Below are 21327 nucleotides of genomic sequence, written 5' to 3' on the forward strand. Positions count from 1 at the left end.
ATTGCGTTCACTGTTTTTTATTTTTGGACAAACCCTATTTTATTATGCAGTATCCCATTGGTATTTTTGATTCCGGAATCGGTGGAACCTCGATATGGAAAGCGATAACCACATTGCTTCCTAATGAGGATACTATATATTTGGCCGATAGCTATTACGCACCCTATGGCAAAAGAAGTAAAGATGAAATTGTAGCGCTTAGCATAAAAAACACGGAAAAGCTGATTGCCTTGGGTGCCAAAATGATAGTTGTAGCATGTAATACAGCCACTACAAATGCTATCGAATATCTACGTACTTCGTATGATGTACCTTTTATTGGTATTGAACCTGCCATCAAACCGGCTGCGCTGCGCACTAAAACAAAAAATATAGGTATCCTTGCTACCAAGGGAACTTTATCCAGTGATCTGTTTGCTAAAACCTCAAACAAATACTCTGATACGATTAACATCCATGAAATTACTGGCTCCGGCTTGGTAGAGCTTATAGAAGAGGGATCTATCAATTCACCCGAAATGGAAGTCTTACTTCACTCCTATACCGATTCTTTTATCGAAAAAAATATTGATTGTCTCGTTTTGGGATGTACCCACTACCCTTATTTGATACCGCAGCTAAAGAAGTTGCTTCCTGACCATATAGATATCATTGATTCGGGAGAGGCCGTAGCAAGACAAACTAAAACTATCTTAAACGAGCATACACTACTATCAAAATCAGCCTCGTTTGAAAGGAACTATCAGTTTTATACGAATGGCAAAGTTGAACCGCTTACACAAGTTCTTACTGCGTACACAAATAAAGTAACAATTGAATACATGAATTTTTAAAACAATGCGTCTTTAATGTACAGGCAAGTCTTAATTAACCGCAGGACAATTACAGTTCCATCGTTCTTTTCTTTTACCAAAATCATAGCCCAAGGTCAATTGATGAAACCCTCCATCTGATAAGACGACAGAATTAGATTGATAACTATAGGTGTACCCAAACATAAATTTCTTATAATTTCCGCCTATAAAAGGAGTAATATATTGCAATTTCTGATTTTGAACGGTACTGCCATCTGAAGAAAATTGAGCACCATCTAAACTTCTTCGATACGATAAACCACCCCATACTTTAAAAGTTTCAAAACTATGATACAGCTTCAAATTTGTATCAAATGAGCTTTCCATAGTGCCATCGGTTGCCTGATATAAAATAGAAGGTTCGATTTGCCAATCCGGCATAAAACCAAGTTCAAAAACATATCCCAAAGAAAAAACATAACGTCTTTGATTATTGGATTCTCTTATGGGAGTAGGGTTATCAAAAATTTTGCGAGTACTCGGCAAAACATTCTTTACGGTAAAATGCGCATACCATTCTAAAAAGTGATAAGAGAAACCAAGATCTATATTAAAATATCCCTCTTTTTGCTCGCGATCAAGTACAACAGGATCAGGATCAGATCCTAATGGATCCTGTAAACCTCTTAAGTCGACATTAGATTGAATAAAAGCGGTGCTCAATCCAAAAGACAGCATATTGAGGTCTGTTCGATCCCTGGAGAACAGTAAGTGATAGGCCATGGTTGTATAGATTCCTGTTTGCGAAAAATTGCCATTGGCATCCTTATAGATTAAAGCACCAAAGCCAAGCTTATCCCCTGATCTAAAATTTGCGTTTAGTGTTTGCAAATTTGGTGCGTTGTCTACATCAAACCATTGTTTACGCGCAGTCAATCTAATTTTATTAGCATTAGAAGCTCCGGCCATTGCCGGATGCACAAGATATAAGTTATCAGATAAGTAATCCGTGTATACCGGTATTCCCTCTTGCGCACAAAGTATACGACAAAAAATGATACCTATAAAAAGGATAAGCGATCTTATGTTCATTGTATAATAAAATTTGGGGGCGTACACAAAATCTATCACAAATTCTTATACATACGTATAGTTTCAAGATGAAATCGCATTACGTATCAAATATATAAATTTTTACTTCAACTCGCTTTATAAAACTCAGAACATACTTAATATGTATGAAATAAAGAATACATAACCAGATCATTACTGTATTAAACTTTGATTTCTTAACGTTCATCAACTAAACAAGCACTCTATTATTTAGCTAAGTCCTTATCTAATTTAGTAAATTTGCAAAAATTAAAGTCATGGAAAAAAATTTTGAGATAAAAATTGAAAGTACCTCAAACCCAAGTATCATAAAATTTGAAGCTAACTATTTTTTGACGCAACATACAAGTTACGAGTTTGACAATATAGACCAAGCGAAAAATGCCCCGCTTGCGCAGCAATTATTTTATTTACCCTTTGTAAAAAAAGTATATATCTCACAAAATTTTATTGCTATAGATAAGTACGACATCGTAGCCTGGGAGGATGTGCAACAAGAAGTAGCAGCCCAAATTGAAGATTATTTAAACAGTGGAGATCCGTTGATCATTGAAGATGCTGCTACGACAACTAAAAAGTCTCCAATTACTGTCTACGCAGAAAGCACCCCGAATCCTGCTGTTCTTAAATTTGTAGCCAATAAAAAACTGATTGGATCTGTACACGAGTTTAAAAACATTGATGAGGCAACCGATGCACCGCTCGCTAAGGCACTCTTTCATTTTCCCTTTGTAAAAGAAATTTTTATTGATGAAAATTATATTTCCATTAGCAAATATGACATGGCGCAATGGGAGGATATTACCCTCGAGTTACGAGAGTTTATTAAAACCTACTTAGAGGACGGCAAAGAGGTTCTTTCTGCTAATGCCACAGTTTCAAAGAAAGAATCAGAAGCAGTGGCTGACAGTTCCTTTGAACAGCTAGACGACGTGTCCAAAGAGGTAGTTAATATAATAGAGGAATATGTAAAACCGGCGGTAGCAAGCGATGGTGGAAATATTATGTTCGATTCCTATAATCCAGACACCAAGGTGGTTAAAGTTATTTTACAGGGAGCTTGTAGTGGTTGTCCTTCATCTACTTTTACACTCAAAAACGGTATCGAAAATATGCTGAAAGAAATGCTAAACGGTAAAGTGGAATATGTAGAAGCAATAAACGGTTAATCAACCATAAAGCTATGAACCACTAGCTGCTATAATTGTGTAATTATTTTATTAACCCAATAAGATCTTGTATCTTAGGGTAACAATAAATATTAATTAAATTTTCACACAATGGCAATAGTTAAAGTAATCGAAGTGCTTTCGAGCTCAGAAAAAAGTTGGGAAGATGCGACTAAGAAAGCAGTCGCACAAGCGTCAAAAACTGTCAAAAACATTCGTTCGGCTTATGTAAAAGAACAAAGTGTTGTGGTTGATAATAGTCAAGTGACACAATTTAGGGTGAATGTCAAGATTTCTTTTGAGATTAGTTAATCAGGAAGCATCCAACAAATGCATTAGCACCTCTTCTCGAGGTGCTTTTTTATTTCAGCTTATACGTTGCCTCGTAACAGTCTCTATCATTAGGAACAATTGAAGCTCTTCACTACCATAGACCTTTTAATTTGAATGAAAATTTAAACATTCCTACTTCGTAATTTCCTGTAAATAAGCAAAAAAACATTGTATAGGTGGTTTAGCCGTAAAAATTCGATGCGAAATACTCATCAAAAAGTATTATAATTGAATTATTTGATAAATAAACTACGTTTTTTTATCAAATAATTATTTTTTTAACAAAAATTTAGTGATGTTTTTTGTTTGAGTTGATTTTAGTTAGTTTTACTCTATTCCTAAATCACTTATTATGAAGAAATTACTACTCCTCAGCTTTGTACTATGTTCTTCCATACTGCAAGCACAATTGCCAACCTCCTTGATAAAACCAGTTCAACGTGTATTTATTTTTGATGATTATGAAGGATCGCTCTACATTAATTCTTCACTAAAAGATGCAAGTGTCATAGATGAAAAATCAGGCACCTTTCAAGCCAAACTCCGTTATAATATATATAATGATGCCATAGAATATAAAGTTAATCAAGATCTTTTTGAACTCGATAAGCGGGTTTCTATGAATGTTCGTATAGATGACGATTATTTTTATTATTGTAATTTTGAAACCACTCGTGGTCAAGAACGTTCAGGGTATTACATTTTAGTAGATTTAAACGATTCCTATAGAATTTATAAACGCTATAGTCTAAACATTACTGAACCACAAAAATCAAAAGCTTATGCACCGACTGTGCCTGGCAAACTTACACCTGAATTAACGTATTATCTTGAAGAGAAAAATATGATTTTGGAAATTCCAATAAACAAAAAGGAACTTCTAGCCGTGTTTAGTGATAAAGAAGACGGCCTAAAATCATACATAAAAAAAGAAAAGATTCGGCTGCGTAAAGAAGAAGACCTTATACGCTTGGTTTCTCGCTATCACGCCTTGAAAAACATGGATACTAGCCCGTCACGAAGTCTTTTAAGTAATAGGGATCGAAATAGGTGACATCCTCAAAATCTTGTTGTTTAAATTTGCTATAACTTTGTAATGCCATCTCCTTTGTTGACGGCATTGCATTTTTAATAAAAATAGCATTGGGATGATCGCAAATCTCAGCAAATTTTGCCACTCCACTGCCTATAAAGCATACTATTCCTTCATTTAAATACCCGAGATAAGAAGTTGGATCTAAAATTTCTGCACGTGTTTCTCTTATTTCATGATAATCATGCGTATATACCGAAGCATATACCTCCATGCGTCTTGCATCTATCATAGGAATGATTGTGGATACTTCTTTTTTATCGGCAACCTGAAGTGCTAATAATGCTAAGGTGGGAATCGCTATAAGAGGAATGTCAAGTGCAAAACACAGTCCTTTTGCTGCAGCCACACCTATGCGTAATCCAGTGTAAGAACCTGGTCCTTTACCCACTGCAACGGCATCCAACTCTGAAGCTTTAACCCCTGTCTCCGTTAATACTTCCTCAATAAAAACATGAAGACGTTCGGCATGCGAATAACCACCGTCTATATCTTCGCGTATAGCTATAACTTTTCCATTTTTAGTTAACGCTACAGAACAATTAGTAGTTGCAGTTTCTAAGCAAAGTATGTATCCCATTCCACAAATTTAGACTACAAAGATATTGAAATAGGAGAAAGTATTACTTGGTATTTTCTTTGTTTTCAATCTTTACTTTATCTCCATTTTTGAGAGATTTTGTCACTAAAGTATAAGGCCCTGTAATTACTTCATCTCCTTCACCTAAACCACTTGTAATTTCGATATTTGAGTCGTCCTGAATACCGGTTTTCACAACTCTTAGCTTAGCCACCTCTCCTTCTTTAACAAAAACACACTCGAATTTTTTATCACTGTCTGAAGTGAGCGCTTTATCGTTAGAAGGTTTTCCTGAAGTAGTATCGTTCTTTATAACGATTGCGCTTATCGGAACTCCAATACTCTTAACACGTTGATCTGTTATTATATCAACCGTGGCGGTCATTCCCGGTCGAAAAGGTGAATAGAATTCTGATTTTCCTTCCGTTAAATCCTGATAAGATGATTTTAAAACACGCACCTTTACTTTAAAATTGGTCACCTGATCAGCACTCAGTGTATTTTCAGCAGAGTTAGCGATTTCAGTTACCAGGCCTTTAAATTCTTTCTTTAGATACGCATCAACTTCAACGATGGTTGAGTCTCCAACTTCTATCTTAACAATGTCATTTTCATTAACATCTACCTCAACCTCCATATTGTCCAAATTGGCCACACGCATAATTTCCGTACCGGCCATTTGCTGTGTTCCTACCACACGCTCCCCTAGCTCGACATCTAATTTAGAGATGGTCCCACTCATCGGTGCGTAGATCGTTGTACGATCCAAGTTATCCATAGCTTCATTAACCGTAGCTTGTGCACTACGCACACTATAAAATGCAGATTGCTTTGCGGCTTCTGCCACTTCATAAGCCGATATACTACGATCCCATTCTGCTTTTGATATTACACCTTTGTCGAACAATGCCTTGTTTCTCTCATAATTTGCTTGCGCCTCCTTCAAACTAGCTTCTGCTTGTTGCAACCCTGCTTTTACATTGAGTAAGGCAGCTTGTGAACGATTTAATCCTGATTGAATAATGTCCGGGTTTATTCGAACTAATAAATCCCCCTTATTAACCTGCTGCCCTTCAGTGACCGGTAAATCAATGATTTCACCAGATACTTCAGAAGACAGTTTTACTTCCACTTCCGGCTGAATTTTACCGGTTGCGGCAACAGTTTCAGTAATGTCAATTCTGCTGATTTCTGTAACCTCTACAGTTTTATAATCGCCTCCTTTACCGAACCAACCTGCTTTTTTTCCGTAAATCAACCCTCCAATAAGTAGGATTACAATAATAACGATGAAAATGATGGTCTTTTTACTCATAATTCTGTAGCTATGATAATTATAATTTTATATCGGCTAGTTTGATTCCAAAATATAGTTCAAGTACTTTAATCTTAAATATATAATCAAACTTTGCTTGTACTGCATTACTCTGTGCGTTTTCTAACCTAAATTTTGACTGACTAAAATCAAAGGCATTTGTTAAGCCTACATCATAGCGATCCTTGGCATATTCGTATGCTCTTTCTTGAGCATTCACTGCCACCTGAGAAGCTTCAAATGCTTCTGCAGCTCCCTTTGCATCCAAATAAGCCTGATACACATTACTATCCAGATCTAAGGCAGCTTGCTCAAATTGAAAAGCAGTACGTTCAACATTTATCTTACTACGTTTTACATTATTTCTGGCAGCAAAACCATTAAAGATAGGTACTGACAACGAAAACCCATAGGATATTCCGTCATTTAAATACAATTGTTCAATAAAAGGAGTGGGTCCAGACTCAACCAATAGTAAATTTGGTCTACTTGAAAATACTGACTCTCCTGTGCTCCCAACAAACCCGATCTCTTCTGTAGTTACGGGATTATCCGGATCAATACCACCACTTGAAAAGGTGTTATTACCCACTTCACTGGTTCCATAATTAAAAGATCCATTTAATGTAGGATAATACGCCCCTCTTGCAATTTGCAAATCCTTTTCGGCTAATATTTTATTTTGTTCGGCTATTTGAACTTCGTATCTAGATTCTCTAGCTGTGGAACGAATCTCTTCGATGGATTTATTTAAAATTTCTGCGGAAGGCACTAAATATTCCTGTTCGGCTATATCAAAATTTTCATAATCCTTAATCAACAAAGTTTGTGCAAGACTTACTCTTGCAATTAAAACTGCATTTTCTGCCTGCACAATTCGCGTTAATTCATCAGCTGAAGTTGCCTGAATCTCCAAAAGATCCCCCTGAGGTAATACTCCTGCATCTACCAAATCTGTGGTTCGTTTTAACTGTTCCAACGTAATTTCATGCTGCTTTTCTATGACTTTAAGGGACTCCTTATTCAGTAACACCTGCAAATAACTGTTCGCCACAAACAGTGCTATATCATCTTTGGATTTACCGAGGTTATATTGGCTTAAGACACTATTTATTTTTGCTCGTTGTAATTGATAAATATTTCGTAATCCATCGAACAACGTTACGCCAACGTTCACTCCGTAACTTGATGTTCTAAAAGTTTGTGTACTGTTTACATTCGTAATTGGGTCGGTTGCCAAACCTGATCTCCACGTATTTGAGGCAGAAGCGTTAAGTGATGGAAGAAAATTACCAATTGCATCGCTTTTTTCAATATCAGCAGCTGCTGCATTGAGCTCAGACTGTTTAATGGTAATATTATTTTCTAATGCATATTCTACACATTCTCTCAGTGTCCATTGTTTTTCTTGTGCTTGAGAAGCAAAAAGCCCAAGAACACCACAGCATAAAATTAAAAGCTTTATTTTCATAATATCTATTTGTATCGTATTTAATGTTGTTGTTACATGAATTTGAAAAATTAATTTGAAAACTCTGGTTTTTTAATTTGATTCCACACTTTTATTTCATCATCCTTGGTTATTCCACTTTTAACCTCAACATTTATCCCGTCACTAATACCGAGCTCTACCTCCTTTTTCTCAAACTCTTGTTCCCCCGTTGCCACTTCGACAAATGGTTTTTGCGTTTTTGAATCATACTGTATCAAGGCTTCTTTGAGTGCTACTACACTGTCTACCTTAGCCAAAATAATTGAAGCATTTGCACTAAGTCCTGCGCGTATAAACGTTGTATCTCTGTCATCTAACGTTCCTTTTATTTCAAACTGAATGGCTCCGTTCTCTTCTTTTCCTTTTGGTGCAATATAGTCTAAGGTCGCATCAAATGTTTTGTTTTCTATAGCTCCTATAGTAATTTCTAACGGCAATCCTTCTTTAATTTTACCAACTTCACTTTCATCTACATTACCTTCAAATATCATATGACCTACATCTGCAATAGCAGCTATAGTTGTTCCGTCGTTAAAGTTATTAGATTCAATTACTTGGTTCCCTACTTTTACCGGAACTTCTAGCACCATTCCAGCGACCGTAGAACGAATCATAGTATTAGCAGCACTGCCTAAACCTCTCGCTGTTCCGGTTTTTACAATTTGATAATTTTGTTTTGCTGATTCATACTCTTGCTCTGCTTGTTTGTAATTTACATCCACTGCATCAAACTCGTTAGCAGAAATGACACCTTTATCAAAAAGCTCTTTTTGTCTTGCATAGACTTTCTTCTGATTCTCCAGAAGAATTGACGCCGATTGCACAGCATTTTTTGCGCTTTGCAAGGAGGAAACATTTGGAATTACTCTAATTTTGGCAATAAGATCTCCTGATTTGATGATCTCTCCCGCTTCTATATAAATCTCATCGATAATTCCTGAGATATTAGGCTTAATAAGTACTTCTTCTTTAGGAACTATACTTCCGGTCGCTACTGTCTTTTTAACTATACTTTCTGTCGAAGGCTTTTCTGTTTTATAAGTCACCGGATCTTCTTGGTTTTTTTGATACAACCAATATAGTGAGCCCATAAAAACGGCGGCCACAAAAAGCAATATTAAGATGGTAATTGTTTTCTTCATGATGATGTACTATTTATTTATTCTTTAAATATGATTTAGGTTACTCTGTGCGCAAGGCATCTATTGGTTTTGTCCTAATTGCCACCTGCGCCGGTATGAGTCCCGCCAATAGTCCGCTTGTGATCAAAATCAACAAAGCAATACATACAACCATAAGATCTACACTTGGATTGGCAAACATTGTTTCATTAGTATCCGGCATGCCATCAAGTATTGCATTGACCACATAAATAACTCCTGTCGAGGCCGCTATCCCTGCCATTCCCGATACAATCGTCAAAAAAATTGATTCTAATAATATTTGCCCCCGTATAGCCCATGGTGCCGCACCCAATGCTCGTCTAATACCTATTTCTTTGGTGCGCTCTTTTACCACAATAAGCATAATGTTACTAATTCCAATAATACCCGACAGTAGCACAAGCGTACCTACAAAATATGCTACTCCTTTCAATGCCACAAAAAGTCCATTTACCTTATTAAACTCTTCATAGAGATCAAAATTCCCCACAGCGCGGTCATCGTCAGGGTCTATTGTATGATTTGTCTTCACAACTTCGATCACATCCTTTTTTAAGCTCGTAATGGAGTTATGATCTTCGGCGGTTATAGCCATCCAACCTACACGGTCTCCTGAATTGAAGGCTTGAGAAAAAGAAGTAAAGGGTACAAAAATTTCTTTTTGTCCTTGTTCTCTATCTCCGTTGTTAGACTTCTTAGTATAAGTACCTATAACCATAAAACTAACTCCTTGTATTTTGATATAATCTCCTATAGGATCCTCGTCAGGTTTAAATAGTTCTTTTTTTACACCATCTCCAATGATGGCCACTTTTCTCTTTTCATCGATATCACCATAATTCAGAAATCTCCCCGAGGTGATAGTAATCGGATCCTGTTTTATGATTTCTGGAAAATCTCCATACACGTTGAATGCACCGGTATTCAAACCTCGTACTACATTATTAGCACCTCCAAAACCTCCTAGTTGATTACGCGGAGAGATATAAAGTAAGCCCGGAACTTGCTGTCGTATAGAAGGGACATCGGTAATCTTGAAGTTGTACCTTCTCCCTTTTGGTAAACCCTTATACGGCTTAGAGATTGTTTGTGTCCACATAAACATGGTATTGGTTGCAATGTCCCCAAAACCTTTCTTAACTCCATTTTCCAAACCTTTACCTGCCGCTAGAAGAATTACCAAAATGAAAATTCCCCAAAACACTCCAAACGCAGTCAATACAGTTCTAAACCAATTGGCAGTTAGCGCTTCAATAATTTCGTTCCACTGATCTTTATTAATCATCTTATTCGTCTCTAAGTGCTACAATGGGTCTAATTCGTGCTGCTCGCCAAGCCGGAAAGAAACCGGCAATCGCTCCTGCCAAAATTAAAATGATAACCGTAGTTAATGCTACATTAAAATTCACAGAAGGATTTGCTATAAATTCGGTCTCTACAAAGGGTCCTACAAGTTCCAAGAGTAAAAGTCCTCCAATGAGTCCTGTGAAACCGGCAATAGCTGTTACAAAAATAGCTTCGTGTAAAATCATTCCAATAATGGAAATCGGATAGGCTCCTAATGCCTTGCGAATGCCAATCTCTTTGGTCCTTTCTTTTACTATAATCAACATAATATTGCTTACCCCTACTACACCGGCTATGATTGTACATACACCAACCCACCAGAAAAAGGCTTTGATCATAAAAATCAATGCATAAAAACGTTTAGCGTTTTCTAAAGAATTATTAACACCTATAGCGCGCTCATCTTCGGGTGCTATGACATGTTTTGACTTAAGATAGGCAGTCATCGAAGCTACAAACTCTTCGGATTTTGCAACCGTAGCTTCAAAATTGTCTTCAGGTTGAAGTGTATAGGATAGATTGCTTATCGTTTGCCCCCGATTGAATACTTGTTGCGCAGTGGTAGATGGAATAAACACACGATCTTCTTCACGCTCTCCTCCTTTATCAGAATACACACCTACTACTTTGAAAGGGATATTATTTAATTGAATAAAAAGTCCCGTGGGATCCTCAATCGTTTTGAATAAGTCCTTTTTAATTTTATAGCCAATAATAGCGACTTTACCTCGCTCCTCTATATCGTTCTGATTTATATATCTACCGGATACCATATCCTCATTCTCAATTAGCTGAAAATCAGGGAAAATTCCTTCGATCGAATAACTACCTGATTCCTTTTTATGAGAGACTACAGCACTCCATATCCTTACTCTTGAGGATTGAAACTCGATTTGATCTTTATGCTTACGCTGAATAAAATCATAATCATCATTTGTTAACGTAAACATACGTCCGGGATTTAACCCTTTGTACTCAACTGAAGTAGGTCGTGTCCAAACCCAAATACTATTGGAGGCATCATCTTCGAACTCTTTAGAAATACCATTTTGCATCCCTTGCCCGACTCCAAGAAGCACTACCAGTATAAATATACCGGAAGCCACAGACAGACCCGTCAAAAAAGTACGTAGTTTATTCTTGCGAATTGTGTCAAAAATCTCTTGCCAGCGCTCTATATTAAACATAAGACTTTGCTCTTACTTGTTCAACTCGTCTATCGTCAATGATCAATCCATCCTTTAAATTCACGATCCGTTTGGTCATTTGTGCTATATCCGGTTCATGAGTAACAATCAGAATAGTTTTGCCTTCATCATTAATCCCTTGTATTAACTCCATAACCTCATAAGATGTTTTGGTATCCAAGGCCCCCGTTGGCTCATCGGCAAGTAATACTTTGGGGTCAGATGCCAAAGCTCGCGCAATTGCTACTCGCTGTTTTTGACCCCCTGATAATTCGTTTGGTAAGTGTGTGGCCCAATCTGCCAGCCCAACTTTCTCTAAGTAGTGCATAGCACGCTCATTACGTTCTTTGCGCTTTAATCCCTGATAATATAATGGTAACCCTACATTATCAATTGCATTCTTATACGTAATTAGATTAAAGGATTGAAAGATAAAACCCAGAAATTTATTGCGGTAGCGGGCTGCTATTTTTTCATTTAGATTCTTGATTTGTACGCCATCCAAGGTATAGGAACCCTGATCAGCCTCGTCCAGCATTCCGAGGATATTAAGAAAGGTTGACTTACCTGAACCTGATGAACCCATAATGGATACCAGTTCCCCTTGACTCACCTTAAAATTAATTCCTTTTAACACATGGAGCGAATTGCTCCCCATTTGGTAAGACTTATGAAGATCTGTAATTTCAATCATGGTTAGTAGTTTTTGAGCTATAATAAACAACTTACACAGTAAAGAACCTAATATTCAGTTTACTGCCAAATGCAAACACAACTCGTTTTCCTACTATAAGACCTATCTATTAAAATTAAGTTACAGTCATAAATGTTATAGAAATGTTAAACCGTAGTGTTTTTACTGTTTTTTTTGCTTCGATATATAAAATAGCCTACTCCCGCAATTAAAATATAAGGGATTATCATAAGGTATACGATACCGTTATTAATTCCTTCAGCAGCTTTTTGACCTTCTTCACTTTCTAAAACCGCACGACACATAGCGCATTGCGCATAGGCGTCTGTAAATGAGACATACACCACAAGGATCCAAACGATATATTTTTTGAAACAAATCATCATTGTGCGTAATAAGGAGAAATCATCAGATATACTACAACCCCGGTGATTGCCACATATAACCATATCGGGAAGGTAATTTTTGCTATTTTACGATGCAACTGAAACCTACCGGTTATAGCACGTACATACGTTACCAAAACAAAAGGAATAACTACAATGGACAATAAAATATGGGAAATCAATATAAAATAATATACATAACGTATTGCTCCGATTCCTCCATACACGGTGGAATCACTAGTCATGTGATATGCGACATACATAACTAAAAACAGTACTGAACAACCAATCGCAAGTTTCATCAAGCGCTCATGAAGTACGATCTTTTTATTTTTAACGGCCCACAGGGCTGTAATTAGAAGTATTGCTGTAATACCGTTAATCGTAGCATAAATTGGAGGTAAAAAAGTTAAAGGCGCTACATCAAAACCAAGTTTTCTTAAGTTAACACTAAATAGTAGTGCTACGGCTAAAGGAATAGCAATGGAAAGTAGTATAATCCACCCCTTATATTTACTACCTGCATCTTCTGTTATCTTATTCATCTTTTTCTAGTAATTTTTTAATATCCTCTAACAAGATAGAAATTTGTTCTTCTTCACCATTTTCATCTTCCTTCACCTCAATACCGATAGTCCCTCTATAATAAATCAACGGATTCCCTGAAGCATCGTAGCGAGATCGGATATATCCATCTTGATCAATCAATGCAAAGAACCCATTATGTTCAAAACCTCCAGGTAAATTGGGATTTTCTGCGGCATAGATATTAAAGCCTGCATTCGCAAGGTCGTAAATCTCCTCACGACTTCCTGTTAGCAAGTGCCAATCAGGATCAGTAATACCGTAATTTTCGGCGTATGCTTTTAATTTCCTAGGTGTATCCTGCTTTGTATCTATGGAAAAGGAAGCAACCCCAAAATCTGGATATTCCTTCAGTTGGTTTTGTAAGAATACGAGGTTTCGACTCATCTTAGGACAAATAGTAGGGCAACTTGTAAAGAAAAAATCCACCACATATACCTTACCCTTGTAGTCATGATTAGTAATTAGTAGACTGTCTTGGTTTAAAAGCGCGAACTCGGGAACTCTTCTCGGTTCTCCATTAATCTTAAGATAAGCCAATTTTTGGTTTGCTGTTGGGTTATCTGCACTCATTCTATCATTTTTTACAATAGAAGTGCTTTGCACCCGACTTACAATCCTAGGAATAAATATAATTCCGAAGAGCAGTATTATAAAGGATATTCCGACATACGAGTATTTTTTCATCCGTTCTTTTATTGATTTTAGCTTGAGTAGATAGTTTGCTACTACAAGCGTTCTTACTTAACTTACAAATTGTGTTTTTAATTAGATGTACGATCGGCTTTATACTTCTTTAAAGCTAATCGGTATTCTGCCAAGATAACTTTGACATCATCGTTCATAACGTTTGCTAAATCTGCTACCGAACTGGTATCATAACCATATACCTTCTGCTCATCATCTGACCCGTCACGACCCCTCAAATTAGTGTCTTTATCTATAATATACACAAAAGAAGATCCTAAGTTATCGTCGAGTACATAAGGTGACTGTAAAGTAGCGTAGAAGCGCTGAATCTGTTCTGGTGTCCCGAACAGAAATTTCCAGCCTTCAATATCCGCAATAACCCCTAACTCTTGCATAAGATTTTTGGCCGCCTTCTCACTTCCAAAAGGTAAAATCATTACAAATTGAAAGTCTTTAAAACCATGATTCTTTTTATAGATTTTTTGATTCAGGTTAAAGGCATATCCTTCTTTGTTTTCAATATTTCTACCTAAAAAGCCTAAAACTGTGATTCTATCTTTTAACTGTATCAGAGTTCCATCCAGACTTTCAAACCCATCCAAATTACCGACCTGATCATGTAAAACAGGTAGTTTAGCAAAATTATGAACGCCAGAAGCAAAGAAAAGATAAGCTACCAATGGAAGGACAAACAATACACCTAAAACTAAGAATTTTTTCATTACCATCTACTTAAACACGTGTGCTACAAAAATAAAAAAGACGGTTCAAACGAACCGTCTTTTTGCTATATATTTGAACTATAATTAGTCTATGAATTTAAAAATCCCAACTTTTATGTCCGCTTTTAAAAACTTCATAGATGTAGTCTCCTTCTGTAAGCAAAATAAAAATTAAATAACATACAAGAAAGATCCCAGTCCAAACTACGGATCTACGTAATCCAGCTGTCTCACCTTCCATATGCATAAACGCCCATGTAATATAGTAGGCTTTCCATATTGTAAGTATGATAAAGATCCAGTTAAGAAGCTTCATGCTAATTACTGTAGTCTCAACTAAAAAAGCAGGTTTAATAATCCCTAAGATTACCTCTACAATTGTAATTGCCGACAGTAACCAAAAAACGTTCCAGATTCTTTTTGTATTCGATTCGTGATGTGCTGTATCGTGTGCCATAAGACGCTAATGCTTTTAAATATATTATACCAAGTAGAAAAATGTAAATACAAATACCCACACTAAATCTACAAAGTGCCAGTATAACCCAACCTTTTCTACCATTTCATAATTTTTTCTTCTCTCGTAGGTTCCTAAGATCACATTAAAGAAGATAATGATATTGATAATTACTCCGGAAAAAACGTGAAATCCGTGAAATCCTGTGATGAAAAAGAAAAAATTTGCAAACAAGGGTGATCCATACTCATTGTGTCTCAAGTTAGCACCTTCAACAATACCTATTACATCCTTATTCAATTTATCCAAAGACGCTTCTCGAGATAAGATTGTTTTTTCACCAGATTCTGTTAATATTTGAGTACGAATCAACAAGTCTTTGCGTTGCATAAACCCTTGCTGAATCTCTTCTACCGTATAACTTGGCAGACCCTCACCGGATTTATACCAGATCCCATTTTTGTTCTCATGTTCAACTCGAACACTTGGCAAGGTCACTGCGATATCTTTGAGCGCTACGCGATGTCCCTCATTATCTACAAATTGTAAAATCTGACCTCCTTTAGTTTCTACCGCACCGTATTCACCTTTTATAAAATTTTTCCATTCCCATGCTTGAGAACCCACAAATATTGCTCCTCCGATAATCGTAAGAAACATATAGATGATAACTTTGTTTTTCTTCATATGATGACCCGCATCAACTGCAAGCACCATAGTAACAGATGAAAATATCAAAATAAATGTCATCAATGCAACATAATACATCGGCGCATCTACACCATGTAAAAACGGAAAGTGATTAAACACCTCATCAGCGATAGGCCAAGAATTTATAAACTTAAATCTTGAAAAACCATAAGCAGCAAGAAAACCAGAAAACGTGAGTGCATCTGACAGGATAAAGAACCACATCATCATTTTACCGTAACTCACCTTTAGTGGCTCATTACCACCACCCCAAGTTTTATCATCTGTACCTGTTTTAATAACAGTTGTCTCCATAAAAAGAATTTGGTATTGTTAAATTTCCCACAAAAGTAAGCAATTTTATTATCTAAAGAAATATAAAAAGAAAAAGAGGTAGACCCATAAAAAGTCAACAAAATGCCAATACATAGCACCGAGTTCTAAACCAAGGGTTTGAGCGGGCTGATACTTTTGTTTAAAATGATTATAAATAACTGTAAAAAGCACCAACAGACCTCCAACAACGTGTGCAAGGTGTGTTATTACAATCGCATAAATAAACGAGGTAGTCACCGTAGACTCGCTACCGGTAAAAAAATATCCTTGCGCTATGATATCTTCAAATCCTTCAAATTGAAGAATAATAAAAACAACTGCCAACACCAAAGCTCCTAGTAAAAGTCCCGTAGCTAATGCTCTGTTCGATTTCTTAATTGCTCTGATCGCTATATGTAAAAACAAACTACACACCACAACAACCATTGTGCTATAAATAAATGCTGACGGAAACACTAAGTCCGACAACCAATCATTACGGCTTTTACTAACAACATAAGCACTCGTAAGACCTGCGAATACCATCCCCATGCTCACCATCGCAAACCACATCATGGTTTTTTTTGAACGATTAACTTTCTCTTTTAAGGTTCCTTGTGTTAAATCCATGTACGTAAAAATTTATCTGCAACATATATAATCTGCAACAACGTGATATAAGACACACTTGCTAACATCAATTGCTTAGCAGTTTTTGCATCTCTAATCTTATAAAGTTTAATGGCATATTTAAGTAAAAACACTCCCAGAAGTAAAATTAAGAGCGCTGAAACCGGAGTGATGTACAATGATCCTGTAACACCAAATGCAGGAATCAACGAGGTTACGACAGTCCACAAGGTATACACCAAGACTTGTACCGCTGTACCTTTATCACGTTTTCCGGTAGGAAGCATAAAAAACCCACCCTTTTTGTAGTCATCGTACAAAAACCAACCAATAGCCCAAAAATGAGGAAACTGCCAAAAAAATTGTATCATAAAAAGTGTCCCAGGCTCTATGCCAAATTCATTGGTCGCTGCCACCCAGCCTAACATAAAAGGAATCGCTCCAGGGATCGCACCGACAAATACAGATAGCGGTGTTTTGGTCTTTAAAGGGGTATAAAGACTCACGTAAAAGAATATAGAAATCGCTCCAAACATCGCTGTTTTAGGATTGATAACATACAGAACAGTTATTCCCAAAATTGTAAATATCGAAGCAATGATAAAAGCCGTGCTTACTGACATCCTACCAGATGGAATCGGTCTGTTCTTAGTTCGATCCATTAATGCATCCAAATCCCGTTCAATAATTTGATTGAAAGCATTTGATGCACCTACCATAAAATAGCCACCGATAGCGAGGAGTGATAACGTTTGCCATGATATTGTCTGAACACCTAGCAGATAGCCTGCGAGCGAAGAAAATACCACACTCAATGCCAAACGCATTTTTGTGATTTCCTTAAAATCCTGAACTATAGAAACTTTTGCTGTGTCGATCTGGGGTATACTCAAATTTTGCACGTTATCTTACTGCTTTTCTTAAAGTTGTGCAAAGATATATCTTAAAAGCATTTTAGACAACTTATCCCTCGGCAATATTCTTCTTTTAACAACTTGTAATTCAGTTAGTACTTGAAGTGGCACCATATATCCCAACTTCCTATAAAATCTCACCTTACTGATTTTTAATTTTAGTATCTTCAAAATCAATACATAATTCTCATAAAGCAATACGTAATGAAGTCTCTATAATTTATTAGCTTATTCGCTTGCACTGTTCTTTTGAATGCGCAAGAGAAAGAAGTCATTATCAAAATCGACTCTTTAGCACAAAACATATATATGATTACCGGTCAGGAAGGTAACATTGGCGTCCTAAACGACGAAAAAGGTTTATTTATTATAGATAATCAATTTGCGCGATTATCAGAAAAAATTCTGCGTTCTCTGAAATCAATTAGCAATCAACCCGTAACCATGGTGGTCAACACTCATTTTCAACGTGATCATACCGGCGGCAATGAAAACATGACCCGTCAAGGAGCAACAATTTTTGCACAAAAGAATGTTCGCACAAGATTGCAAAGCGCTCAACAAGAAAAGCAACTGAATACACCTCTCGTACTTCCCATAATTACATTTGACCAAGGGCTTCAGCTTTACTTTGATAAAGAGGCAATACAAGTTTATCACGTAGATCAAGCACATACCGATGGCGATGCGCTAGTATATTTTACAAAAGGCAATGTTTTACATATGGGTGACACGTTTTTTAATGGCAAATACCCATACATTGATTTGAAATCAGGTGGAACTATCAAGGGATATATAAAAGCCTCCGAAAGGGCTCTATTATTAATTAATGATTACACAAAAATAATTCCCGGTCACGGTAAGTTAGCACAGAAAAAAGACTTAGAAACTTTTTTAGATATGCTTAAGGTTTTGTCCAGCAAGATTCGAAAAGAGATTAAAACAGGAAAAACACAAGAACAGATTATTAAGGACACTTCTATAACAGCAAAATATGACGCAAAAGGATATGGTGATGGTTTCATTAATTCAGAACGGATTAGAACTACCATATACAACAGCCTGCATTCAGAAAACTAAAGCGGATCATGATTAGGTAGATGAGCCAAGTGACCATTTGAGTATATTATATAATACACTTAGCCCATCAAACTTTCTTCTGATAAGATTACATATGTACTTTAAAAACTATCGGTATTTGATAGTTTACGCTAACAGGAATACCTCGTTGTCTGCCCGGAGTCATTTTAGGTAAGAGCTTGATAATACGCCTAGCCTCCTTTTCAAGTTTTGGATGTGGCGCACGTATTAGCACATTCTTAACCACTCCATCTTTACCAACTTCAAATTGAGTATAAATTCTTTGCACACCCTTTAAACCATATTTTTCTCCAATACTGGTGTCAAATTTCCGGGAAATAATTTTACCTATTTTTTCAGAAAAACAACTACCTTTTTCTTCATTGCTTAAAAGTGTTTCGCATCCGGGAAAAACAGGAACAGCCTCCACTTTAATAAAAGGAAAACTTTCAGGTTCATTATCGGGTTCATCTGGAAGCATTGCAGAAGTAAGCGGCTGAGTCGTCGCGGGTTCATTTATAAATTCTTTCTCCACAGTACTCACCACCTGTTTATCATCAATTACCTTAAATTTTTGTGGATCAATTGAGATAGCACGCTTTATTAAATTTTTCGCAGGTTCCGGCTGCTTATACACCTTGAATGCAATCGAATTCCATTCTGTTGAAGGTTCTTCTCTTGTATAGGATGCAGTTTCTGATGGTATAACCGGAACAGCAGCATACATTTCGAACATTAAATACGTAAATAAGAGACTTGCGATAAGTCCGATCTGAAAGTTAAAAAGTGAATTTATTCTGATATTTACTTCTTTTTTGTTGCTCATAATATAAAATTTTAACACTTATACAAAAGCTTTACCAATAAGCATACCACAAAAAAAATCCCGTCTACAAAATTGTGACGGGATCTTCAATATATAAAAATTTTTTCTTAATCCTGAACCTGGAATACTATAGGAAGTGAGTATAATACACCTACCGATTTACCTCGCTGCTTACCAGGAGTCATCTTCGGTAACATATTTACCACACGTTGTGCTTCTTTTTCAAGTCTCGGGTGCGGCCCACGTGCCTGAACACCTACGATATTTCCTGATTTATCAATCTTAAAACGTACATAGATTCTGTTTACACCAGAAAGTCCTAATTCACTACCAAGATCTGTATTAAATTTACGGTTAATAAAGGTTTTCACTTTATCACTCATACATTTCTTCTTAGCGTTGTTTCCACTTTCGCCTTCACAGCCAGGAAAAACAGGAACATTTTCAATTACGGCAAAAGGAACATCTGCTATCACCTCATCCTCTTCAACATCAACAACTTCTTCTACTTCTACAATTTCTTCTTCCTGATTCGTTTCAGTAGATTCAATTATAGTTTCTTCCACCTCTTCTTCATCCTCTACAACATCAATAATCTCTGGCGCTGGTGGCGGCGGTGGTGGCGGTGGTGGCACACTCATATCTTGAGTAATTGGCACATCCTCCTCTTCAAGCTGATCCATGTCAACCTGACCTATATCGATGTTACTTTTATCATACGTCTTCCACTCTATACCTTGCCAGGTAATGAAAAGCACCAAAATAAGACCTAGTTGTAAAAACAACGTACTTCTTCTGGTTAAATCTGCTTTAGGATTTTTCTTCGGTTCCATATTACAATATTATTATAGGGTTGCTAAAATAGCTAAATTCTTTTAACTTTTCCAAGTCCTAAGACGTTTGTCATGCAAAAATTAAAATTTTTAACATTTACGGATAGCTCGTTAAAACATTCACTAAACCGTATACACTTCCAAATCAGCACGTGATACAATTAAATTCTTACCAACGTATTCTTCAATATTCTTATAAATATAACCGCAATAACAATGCCACTGGTGTTAGCTACAATATCAAATAGCTCCACGTATCTGTAGGTTGTAAACACTCCTTGAGACACTTCCATCAAAACTCCATATACAAAACAAAGCACTGAAGCGTACAACAGACTTTTAACAAAGCTCAATTGAAATTTCTCTGAAAAATAAAAAAACACAAACCATATCCAAGTAAAAACAAAATAAGCAATACTATGTGCAATTTTATCGCTATTCGAGACAGTCATCATTGGGGCGCTAATATTACCTAGCGATAGGTATGTTAACACCAATGTAGCTGCAGCAGCTAAAAAACTAAGGTTCTTATGCCCCAACAAGTTCTTTATACGCATCTGCAGTCATTAAACCATCAACTTGCGAGGTATCGGATATTTTTATTTTAACCATCCAACCAGCGCCATAAGGATCACTATTCACAGTCTCAGGATCGCTTTCTAATGCATCATTAAACTCTATAATTTCACCAGAAAGAGGTAAAAATAAATCGGATACAGTTTTTACAGCCTCTACTGTTCCAAAAACTTCCTCTTGATCCAATGTCTCCCCAACAGTCTCTACTTCTACATAGACGATATCACCTAATTCACTTTGAGCAAAATCAGTAATACCTACCGTAGCTACATCATTTTCTATTTTGATCCATTCGTGATCTTTTGTGTACTTTAATTCGGAAGGAATATTCATTCTAGTATAG

25 protein-coding genes are annotated in these 21327 nt (G+C 36.4%); 5 read left to right on the forward strand and 20 right to left on the reverse strand.

Going from position 1 to position 21327, the window contains the following annotated elements; all coding sequences use genetic code 11:
- The first annotated feature begins 44 nt into the window (after nucleotides 1–44).
- The gene (gene murI, locus BD809_RS03720; RefSeq protein WP_148781604.1) at nucleotides 45–833 is read left to right on the forward strand and encodes a glutamate racemase; all 789 of its coding nucleotides are present in this window, start codon (nucleotides 45–47) and stop codon (nucleotides 831–833) included.
- 30 nt (nucleotides 834–863) lie between these two features.
- Here the strand turns inward: murI and BD809_RS03725 are convergent, their stop codons facing one another.
- Complete coding sequence (locus BD809_RS03725; RefSeq protein WP_148781605.1) at nucleotides 864–1886, reverse strand: PorP/SprF family type IX secretion system membrane protein; 1023 nt, start codon at nucleotides 1884–1886, stop codon at nucleotides 864–866.
- 278 nt (nucleotides 1887–2164) lie between these two features.
- Here BD809_RS03725 and BD809_RS03730 point away from each other — a divergent pair, with 278 nt between their 5' ends.
- From BD809_RS03730 to BD809_RS03740, 3 genes are all read left to right on the forward strand, one after another.
- Nucleotides 2165–3076 carry a NifU family protein gene (locus BD809_RS03730; protein ID WP_148781606.1) on the forward strand — a complete coding sequence of 304 codons (912 nt, stop codon included), beginning with the start codon at nucleotides 2165–2167 and terminating at the stop codon, nucleotides 3074–3076.
- 111 nt (nucleotides 3077–3187) lie between these two features.
- Nucleotides 3188–3388 carry a dodecin family protein gene (locus BD809_RS03735; RefSeq protein WP_148781607.1) on the forward strand — a complete coding sequence of 67 codons (201 nt, stop codon included), beginning with the start codon at nucleotides 3188–3190 and terminating at the stop codon, nucleotides 3386–3388.
- A 373-nt stretch (nucleotides 3389–3761) separates the two neighbouring features.
- On the forward strand, nucleotides 3762–4463 hold the full coding sequence (locus tag BD809_RS03740; RefSeq protein WP_148781608.1) for a hypothetical protein: 702 nt from the start codon (nucleotides 3762–3764) through the stop codon (nucleotides 4461–4463).
- Here the strand turns inward: BD809_RS03740 and tsaB are convergent.
- From tsaB to cyoE, 15 genes are all read right to left on the reverse strand, one after another.
- Nucleotides 4417–5082 (reverse strand): tRNA (adenosine(37)-N6)-threonylcarbamoyltransferase complex dimerization subunit type 1 TsaB, encoded by a 666-nt coding sequence (gene tsaB, locus BD809_RS03745; RefSeq protein WP_148781609.1) that lies wholly within the window; start codon nucleotides 5080–5082, stop codon nucleotides 4417–4419. The two genes, BD809_RS03740 and tsaB, sit on opposite strands and share 47 nt — an antisense overlap.
- Before the next feature lie 43 nt (nucleotides 5083–5125).
- Nucleotides 5126–6397, reverse strand: coding sequence for an efflux RND transporter periplasmic adaptor subunit (locus BD809_RS03750; protein ID WP_148781610.1), 1272 nt, complete (start codon nucleotides 6395–6397; stop codon nucleotides 5126–5128).
- Between the two features lie 19 nt (nucleotides 6398–6416).
- Nucleotides 6417–7868, reverse strand: a complete 1452-nt coding sequence (locus BD809_RS03755) for a TolC family protein (RefSeq protein WP_148781611.1) — start codon at nucleotides 7866–7868, stop codon at nucleotides 6417–6419.
- A 50-nt stretch (nucleotides 7869–7918) separates the two neighbouring features.
- Nucleotides 7919–9031 carry an efflux RND transporter periplasmic adaptor subunit gene (locus BD809_RS03760; protein ID WP_148781612.1) on the reverse strand — a complete coding sequence of 371 codons (1113 nt, stop codon included), beginning with the start codon at nucleotides 9029–9031 and terminating at the stop codon, nucleotides 7919–7921.
- 40 nt (nucleotides 9032–9071) lie between these two features.
- Nucleotides 9072–10337, reverse strand: coding sequence for an ABC transporter permease (locus tag BD809_RS03765; RefSeq protein WP_148781613.1), 1266 nt, complete (start codon nucleotides 10335–10337; stop codon nucleotides 9072–9074).
- 1 nt (nucleotide 10338) lies between these two features.
- Nucleotides 10339–11586: an ABC transporter permease gene (locus BD809_RS03770; RefSeq protein ID WP_148781614.1), complete on the reverse strand. Its 1248-nt coding sequence runs from the start codon at nucleotides 11584–11586 to the stop codon at nucleotides 10339–10341.
- Nucleotides 11579–12280, reverse strand: a complete 702-nt coding sequence (locus BD809_RS03775; RefSeq protein WP_148781615.1) for an ABC transporter ATP-binding protein — start codon at nucleotides 12278–12280, stop codon at nucleotides 11579–11581. The genes BD809_RS03770 and BD809_RS03775 overlap by 8 nt, the downstream gene beginning before the upstream one ends.
- A 146-nt stretch (nucleotides 12281–12426) precedes the next feature.
- Nucleotides 12427–12663: a hypothetical protein gene (locus BD809_RS03780; RefSeq protein ID WP_148781929.1), complete on the reverse strand. Its 237-nt coding sequence runs from the start codon at nucleotides 12661–12663 to the stop codon at nucleotides 12427–12429.
- Complete coding sequence (locus BD809_RS03785) at nucleotides 12663–13211, reverse strand: DUF420 domain-containing protein (protein WP_148781616.1); 549 nt, start codon at nucleotides 13209–13211, stop codon at nucleotides 12663–12665. The genes BD809_RS03780 and BD809_RS03785 overlap by 1 nt, the downstream gene beginning before the upstream one ends.
- Nucleotides 13204–13938, reverse strand: coding sequence for an SCO family protein (locus tag BD809_RS03790; protein WP_148781617.1), 735 nt, complete (start codon nucleotides 13936–13938; stop codon nucleotides 13204–13206). Before BD809_RS03790 ends, BD809_RS03785 begins: the two co-directional genes overlap by 8 nt.
- A 77-nt stretch (nucleotides 13939–14015) precedes the next feature.
- Nucleotides 14016–14663, reverse strand: a complete 648-nt coding sequence (locus BD809_RS03795) for a hypothetical protein (protein WP_148781618.1) — start codon at nucleotides 14661–14663, stop codon at nucleotides 14016–14018.
- 97 nt (nucleotides 14664–14760) lie between these two features.
- Complete coding sequence (locus BD809_RS03800) at nucleotides 14761–15120, reverse strand: cytochrome C oxidase subunit IV family protein (protein ID WP_148781619.1); 360 nt, start codon at nucleotides 15118–15120, stop codon at nucleotides 14761–14763.
- 24 nt (nucleotides 15121–15144) lie between these two features.
- The gene (locus BD809_RS03805; RefSeq protein ID WP_148781620.1) at nucleotides 15145–16125 is read right to left on the reverse strand and encodes a cytochrome c oxidase subunit 3; all 981 of its coding nucleotides are present in this window, start codon (nucleotides 16123–16125) and stop codon (nucleotides 15145–15147) included.
- Between the two features lie 48 nt (nucleotides 16126–16173).
- On the reverse strand, nucleotides 16174–16755 hold the full coding sequence (locus tag BD809_RS03810) for a cytochrome c oxidase subunit 3 (protein ID WP_148781621.1): 582 nt from the start codon (nucleotides 16753–16755) through the stop codon (nucleotides 16174–16176).
- Nucleotides 16746–17648, reverse strand: coding sequence for a heme o synthase (gene cyoE, locus BD809_RS03815; protein ID WP_148781622.1), 903 nt, complete (start codon nucleotides 17646–17648; stop codon nucleotides 16746–16748). Before cyoE ends, BD809_RS03810 begins: the two co-directional genes overlap by 10 nt.
- Before the next feature lie 330 nt (nucleotides 17649–17978).
- On the opposite strand from cyoE, the gene BD809_RS03820 reads away from it, so the two are divergent.
- A complete protein-coding gene (locus BD809_RS03820) occupies nucleotides 17979–18749 on the forward strand; it encodes an MBL fold metallo-hydrolase (RefSeq protein ID WP_148781623.1) in 771 nt (256 codons plus the stop codon).
- An 88-nt stretch (nucleotides 18750–18837) separates the two neighbouring features.
- Here the strand turns inward: BD809_RS03820 and BD809_RS03825 are convergent, their stop codons facing one another.
- The 4 genes from BD809_RS03825 to gcvH form a co-directional block, all read right to left on the reverse strand.
- Nucleotides 18838–19575 (reverse strand): energy transducer TonB, encoded by a 738-nt coding sequence (locus BD809_RS03825; protein WP_148781624.1) that lies wholly within the window; start codon nucleotides 19573–19575, stop codon nucleotides 18838–18840.
- A gap of 107 nt (nucleotides 19576–19682) precedes the next feature.
- Nucleotides 19683–20408, reverse strand: a complete 726-nt coding sequence (locus tag BD809_RS03830) for an energy transducer TonB (protein ID WP_148781625.1) — start codon at nucleotides 20406–20408, stop codon at nucleotides 19683–19685.
- A 161-nt stretch (nucleotides 20409–20569) separates the two neighbouring features.
- Nucleotides 20570–20965, reverse strand: a complete 396-nt coding sequence (locus BD809_RS03835) for a VanZ family protein (RefSeq protein WP_148781626.1) — start codon at nucleotides 20963–20965, stop codon at nucleotides 20570–20572.
- Entirely contained in the window at nucleotides 20937–21317 is a 381-nt protein-coding gene (gene gcvH, locus BD809_RS03840) for a glycine cleavage system protein GcvH (RefSeq protein ID WP_148781627.1), read from the reverse strand. The genes BD809_RS03835 and gcvH overlap by 29 nt, the downstream gene beginning before the upstream one ends.
- Nucleotides 21318–21327 lie beyond the last annotated feature (10 nt).

The organism is Aquimarina intermedia (assembly GCF_008124785.1).
Taxonomy (GTDB): domain Bacteria; phylum Bacteroidota; class Bacteroidia; order Flavobacteriales; family Flavobacteriaceae; genus Aquimarina; species Aquimarina intermedia.

What these genes read in the sequence shown, in the direction of transcription:
- BD809_RS03735 (WP_148781607.1), top strand. Translation starts at nt 3,188, where the DNA reads ATGGCAATAGTTAAAGTAATCGAAGTGCTTTCGAGCTCAGAAAAAAGT.
- BD809_RS03765 (WP_148781613.1), bottom strand. Translation starts at nt 10,337, where the DNA reads ATGATTAATAAAGATCAGTGGAACGAAATTATTGAAGCGCTAACTGCC.
- BD809_RS03755 (WP_148781611.1), bottom strand. Translation starts at nt 7,868, where the DNA reads ATGAAAATAAAGCTTTTAATTTTATGCTGTGGTGTTCTTGGGCTTTTT.
- BD809_RS03830 (WP_148781625.1), bottom strand. Translation starts at nt 20,408, where the DNA reads ATGGAACCGAAGAAAAATCCTAAAGCAGATTTAACCAGAAGAAGTACG.
- BD809_RS03780 (WP_148781929.1), bottom strand. Translation starts at nt 12,663, where the DNA reads ATGATTTGTTTCAAAAAATATATCGTTTGGATCCTTGTGGTGTATGTC.
- BD809_RS03800 (WP_148781619.1), bottom strand. Translation starts at nt 15,120, where the DNA reads ATGGCACACGATACAGCACATCACGAATCGAATACAAAAAGAATCTGG.
- tsaB (WP_148781609.1), bottom strand. Translation starts at nt 5,082, where the DNA reads ATGGGATACATACTTTGCTTAGAAACTGCAACTACTAATTGTTCTGTA.
- BD809_RS03805 (WP_148781620.1), bottom strand. Translation starts at nt 16,125, where the DNA reads ATGGAGACAACTGTTATTAAAACAGGTACAGATGATAAAACTTGGGGT.
- BD809_RS03760 (WP_148781612.1), bottom strand. Translation starts at nt 9,031, where the DNA reads ATGAAGAAAACAATTACCATCTTAATATTGCTTTTTGTGGCCGCCGTT.
- BD809_RS03740 (WP_148781608.1), top strand. Translation starts at nt 3,762, where the DNA reads ATGAAGAAATTACTACTCCTCAGCTTTGTACTATGTTCTTCCATACTG.
- BD809_RS03730 (WP_148781606.1), top strand. Translation starts at nt 2,165, where the DNA reads ATGGAAAAAAATTTTGAGATAAAAATTGAAAGTACCTCAAACCCAAGT.
- BD809_RS03810 (WP_148781621.1), bottom strand. Translation starts at nt 16,755, where the DNA reads ATGGATTTAACACAAGGAACCTTAAAAGAGAAAGTTAATCGTTCAAAA.
- BD809_RS03835 (WP_148781626.1), bottom strand. Translation starts at nt 20,965, where the DNA reads ATGCGTATAAAGAACTTGTTGGGGCATAAGAACCTTAGTTTTTTAGCT.
- BD809_RS03775 (WP_148781615.1), bottom strand. Translation starts at nt 12,280, where the DNA reads ATGATTGAAATTACAGATCTTCATAAGTCTTACCAAATGGGGAGCAAT.
- BD809_RS03725 (WP_148781605.1), bottom strand. Translation starts at nt 1,886, where the DNA reads ATGAACATAAGATCGCTTATCCTTTTTATAGGTATCATTTTTTGTCGT.
- BD809_RS03790 (WP_148781617.1), bottom strand. Translation starts at nt 13,938, where the DNA reads ATGAAAAAATACTCGTATGTCGGAATATCCTTTATAATACTGCTCTTC.
- BD809_RS03820 (WP_148781623.1), top strand. Translation starts at nt 17,979, where the DNA reads ATGATTACCGGTCAGGAAGGTAACATTGGCGTCCTAAACGACGAAAAA.
- gcvH (WP_148781627.1), bottom strand. Translation starts at nt 21,317, where the DNA reads ATGAATATTCCTTCCGAATTAAAGTACACAAAAGATCACGAATGGATC.
- BD809_RS03785 (WP_148781616.1), bottom strand. Translation starts at nt 13,211, where the DNA reads ATGAATAAGATAACAGAAGATGCAGGTAGTAAATATAAGGGGTGGATT.
- murI (WP_148781604.1), top strand. Translation starts at nt 45, where the DNA reads ATGCAGTATCCCATTGGTATTTTTGATTCCGGAATCGGTGGAACCTCG.
- BD809_RS03795 (WP_148781618.1), bottom strand. Translation starts at nt 14,663, where the DNA reads ATGAAAAAATTCTTAGTTTTAGGTGTATTGTTTGTCCTTCCATTGGTA.
- BD809_RS03825 (WP_148781624.1), bottom strand. Translation starts at nt 19,575, where the DNA reads ATGAGCAACAAAAAAGAAGTAAATATCAGAATAAATTCACTTTTTAAC.
- BD809_RS03750 (WP_148781610.1), bottom strand. Translation starts at nt 6,397, where the DNA reads ATGAGTAAAAAGACCATCATTTTCATCGTTATTATTGTAATCCTACTT.
- BD809_RS03770 (WP_148781614.1), bottom strand. Translation starts at nt 11,586, where the DNA reads ATGTTTAATATAGAGCGCTGGCAAGAGATTTTTGACACAATTCGCAAG.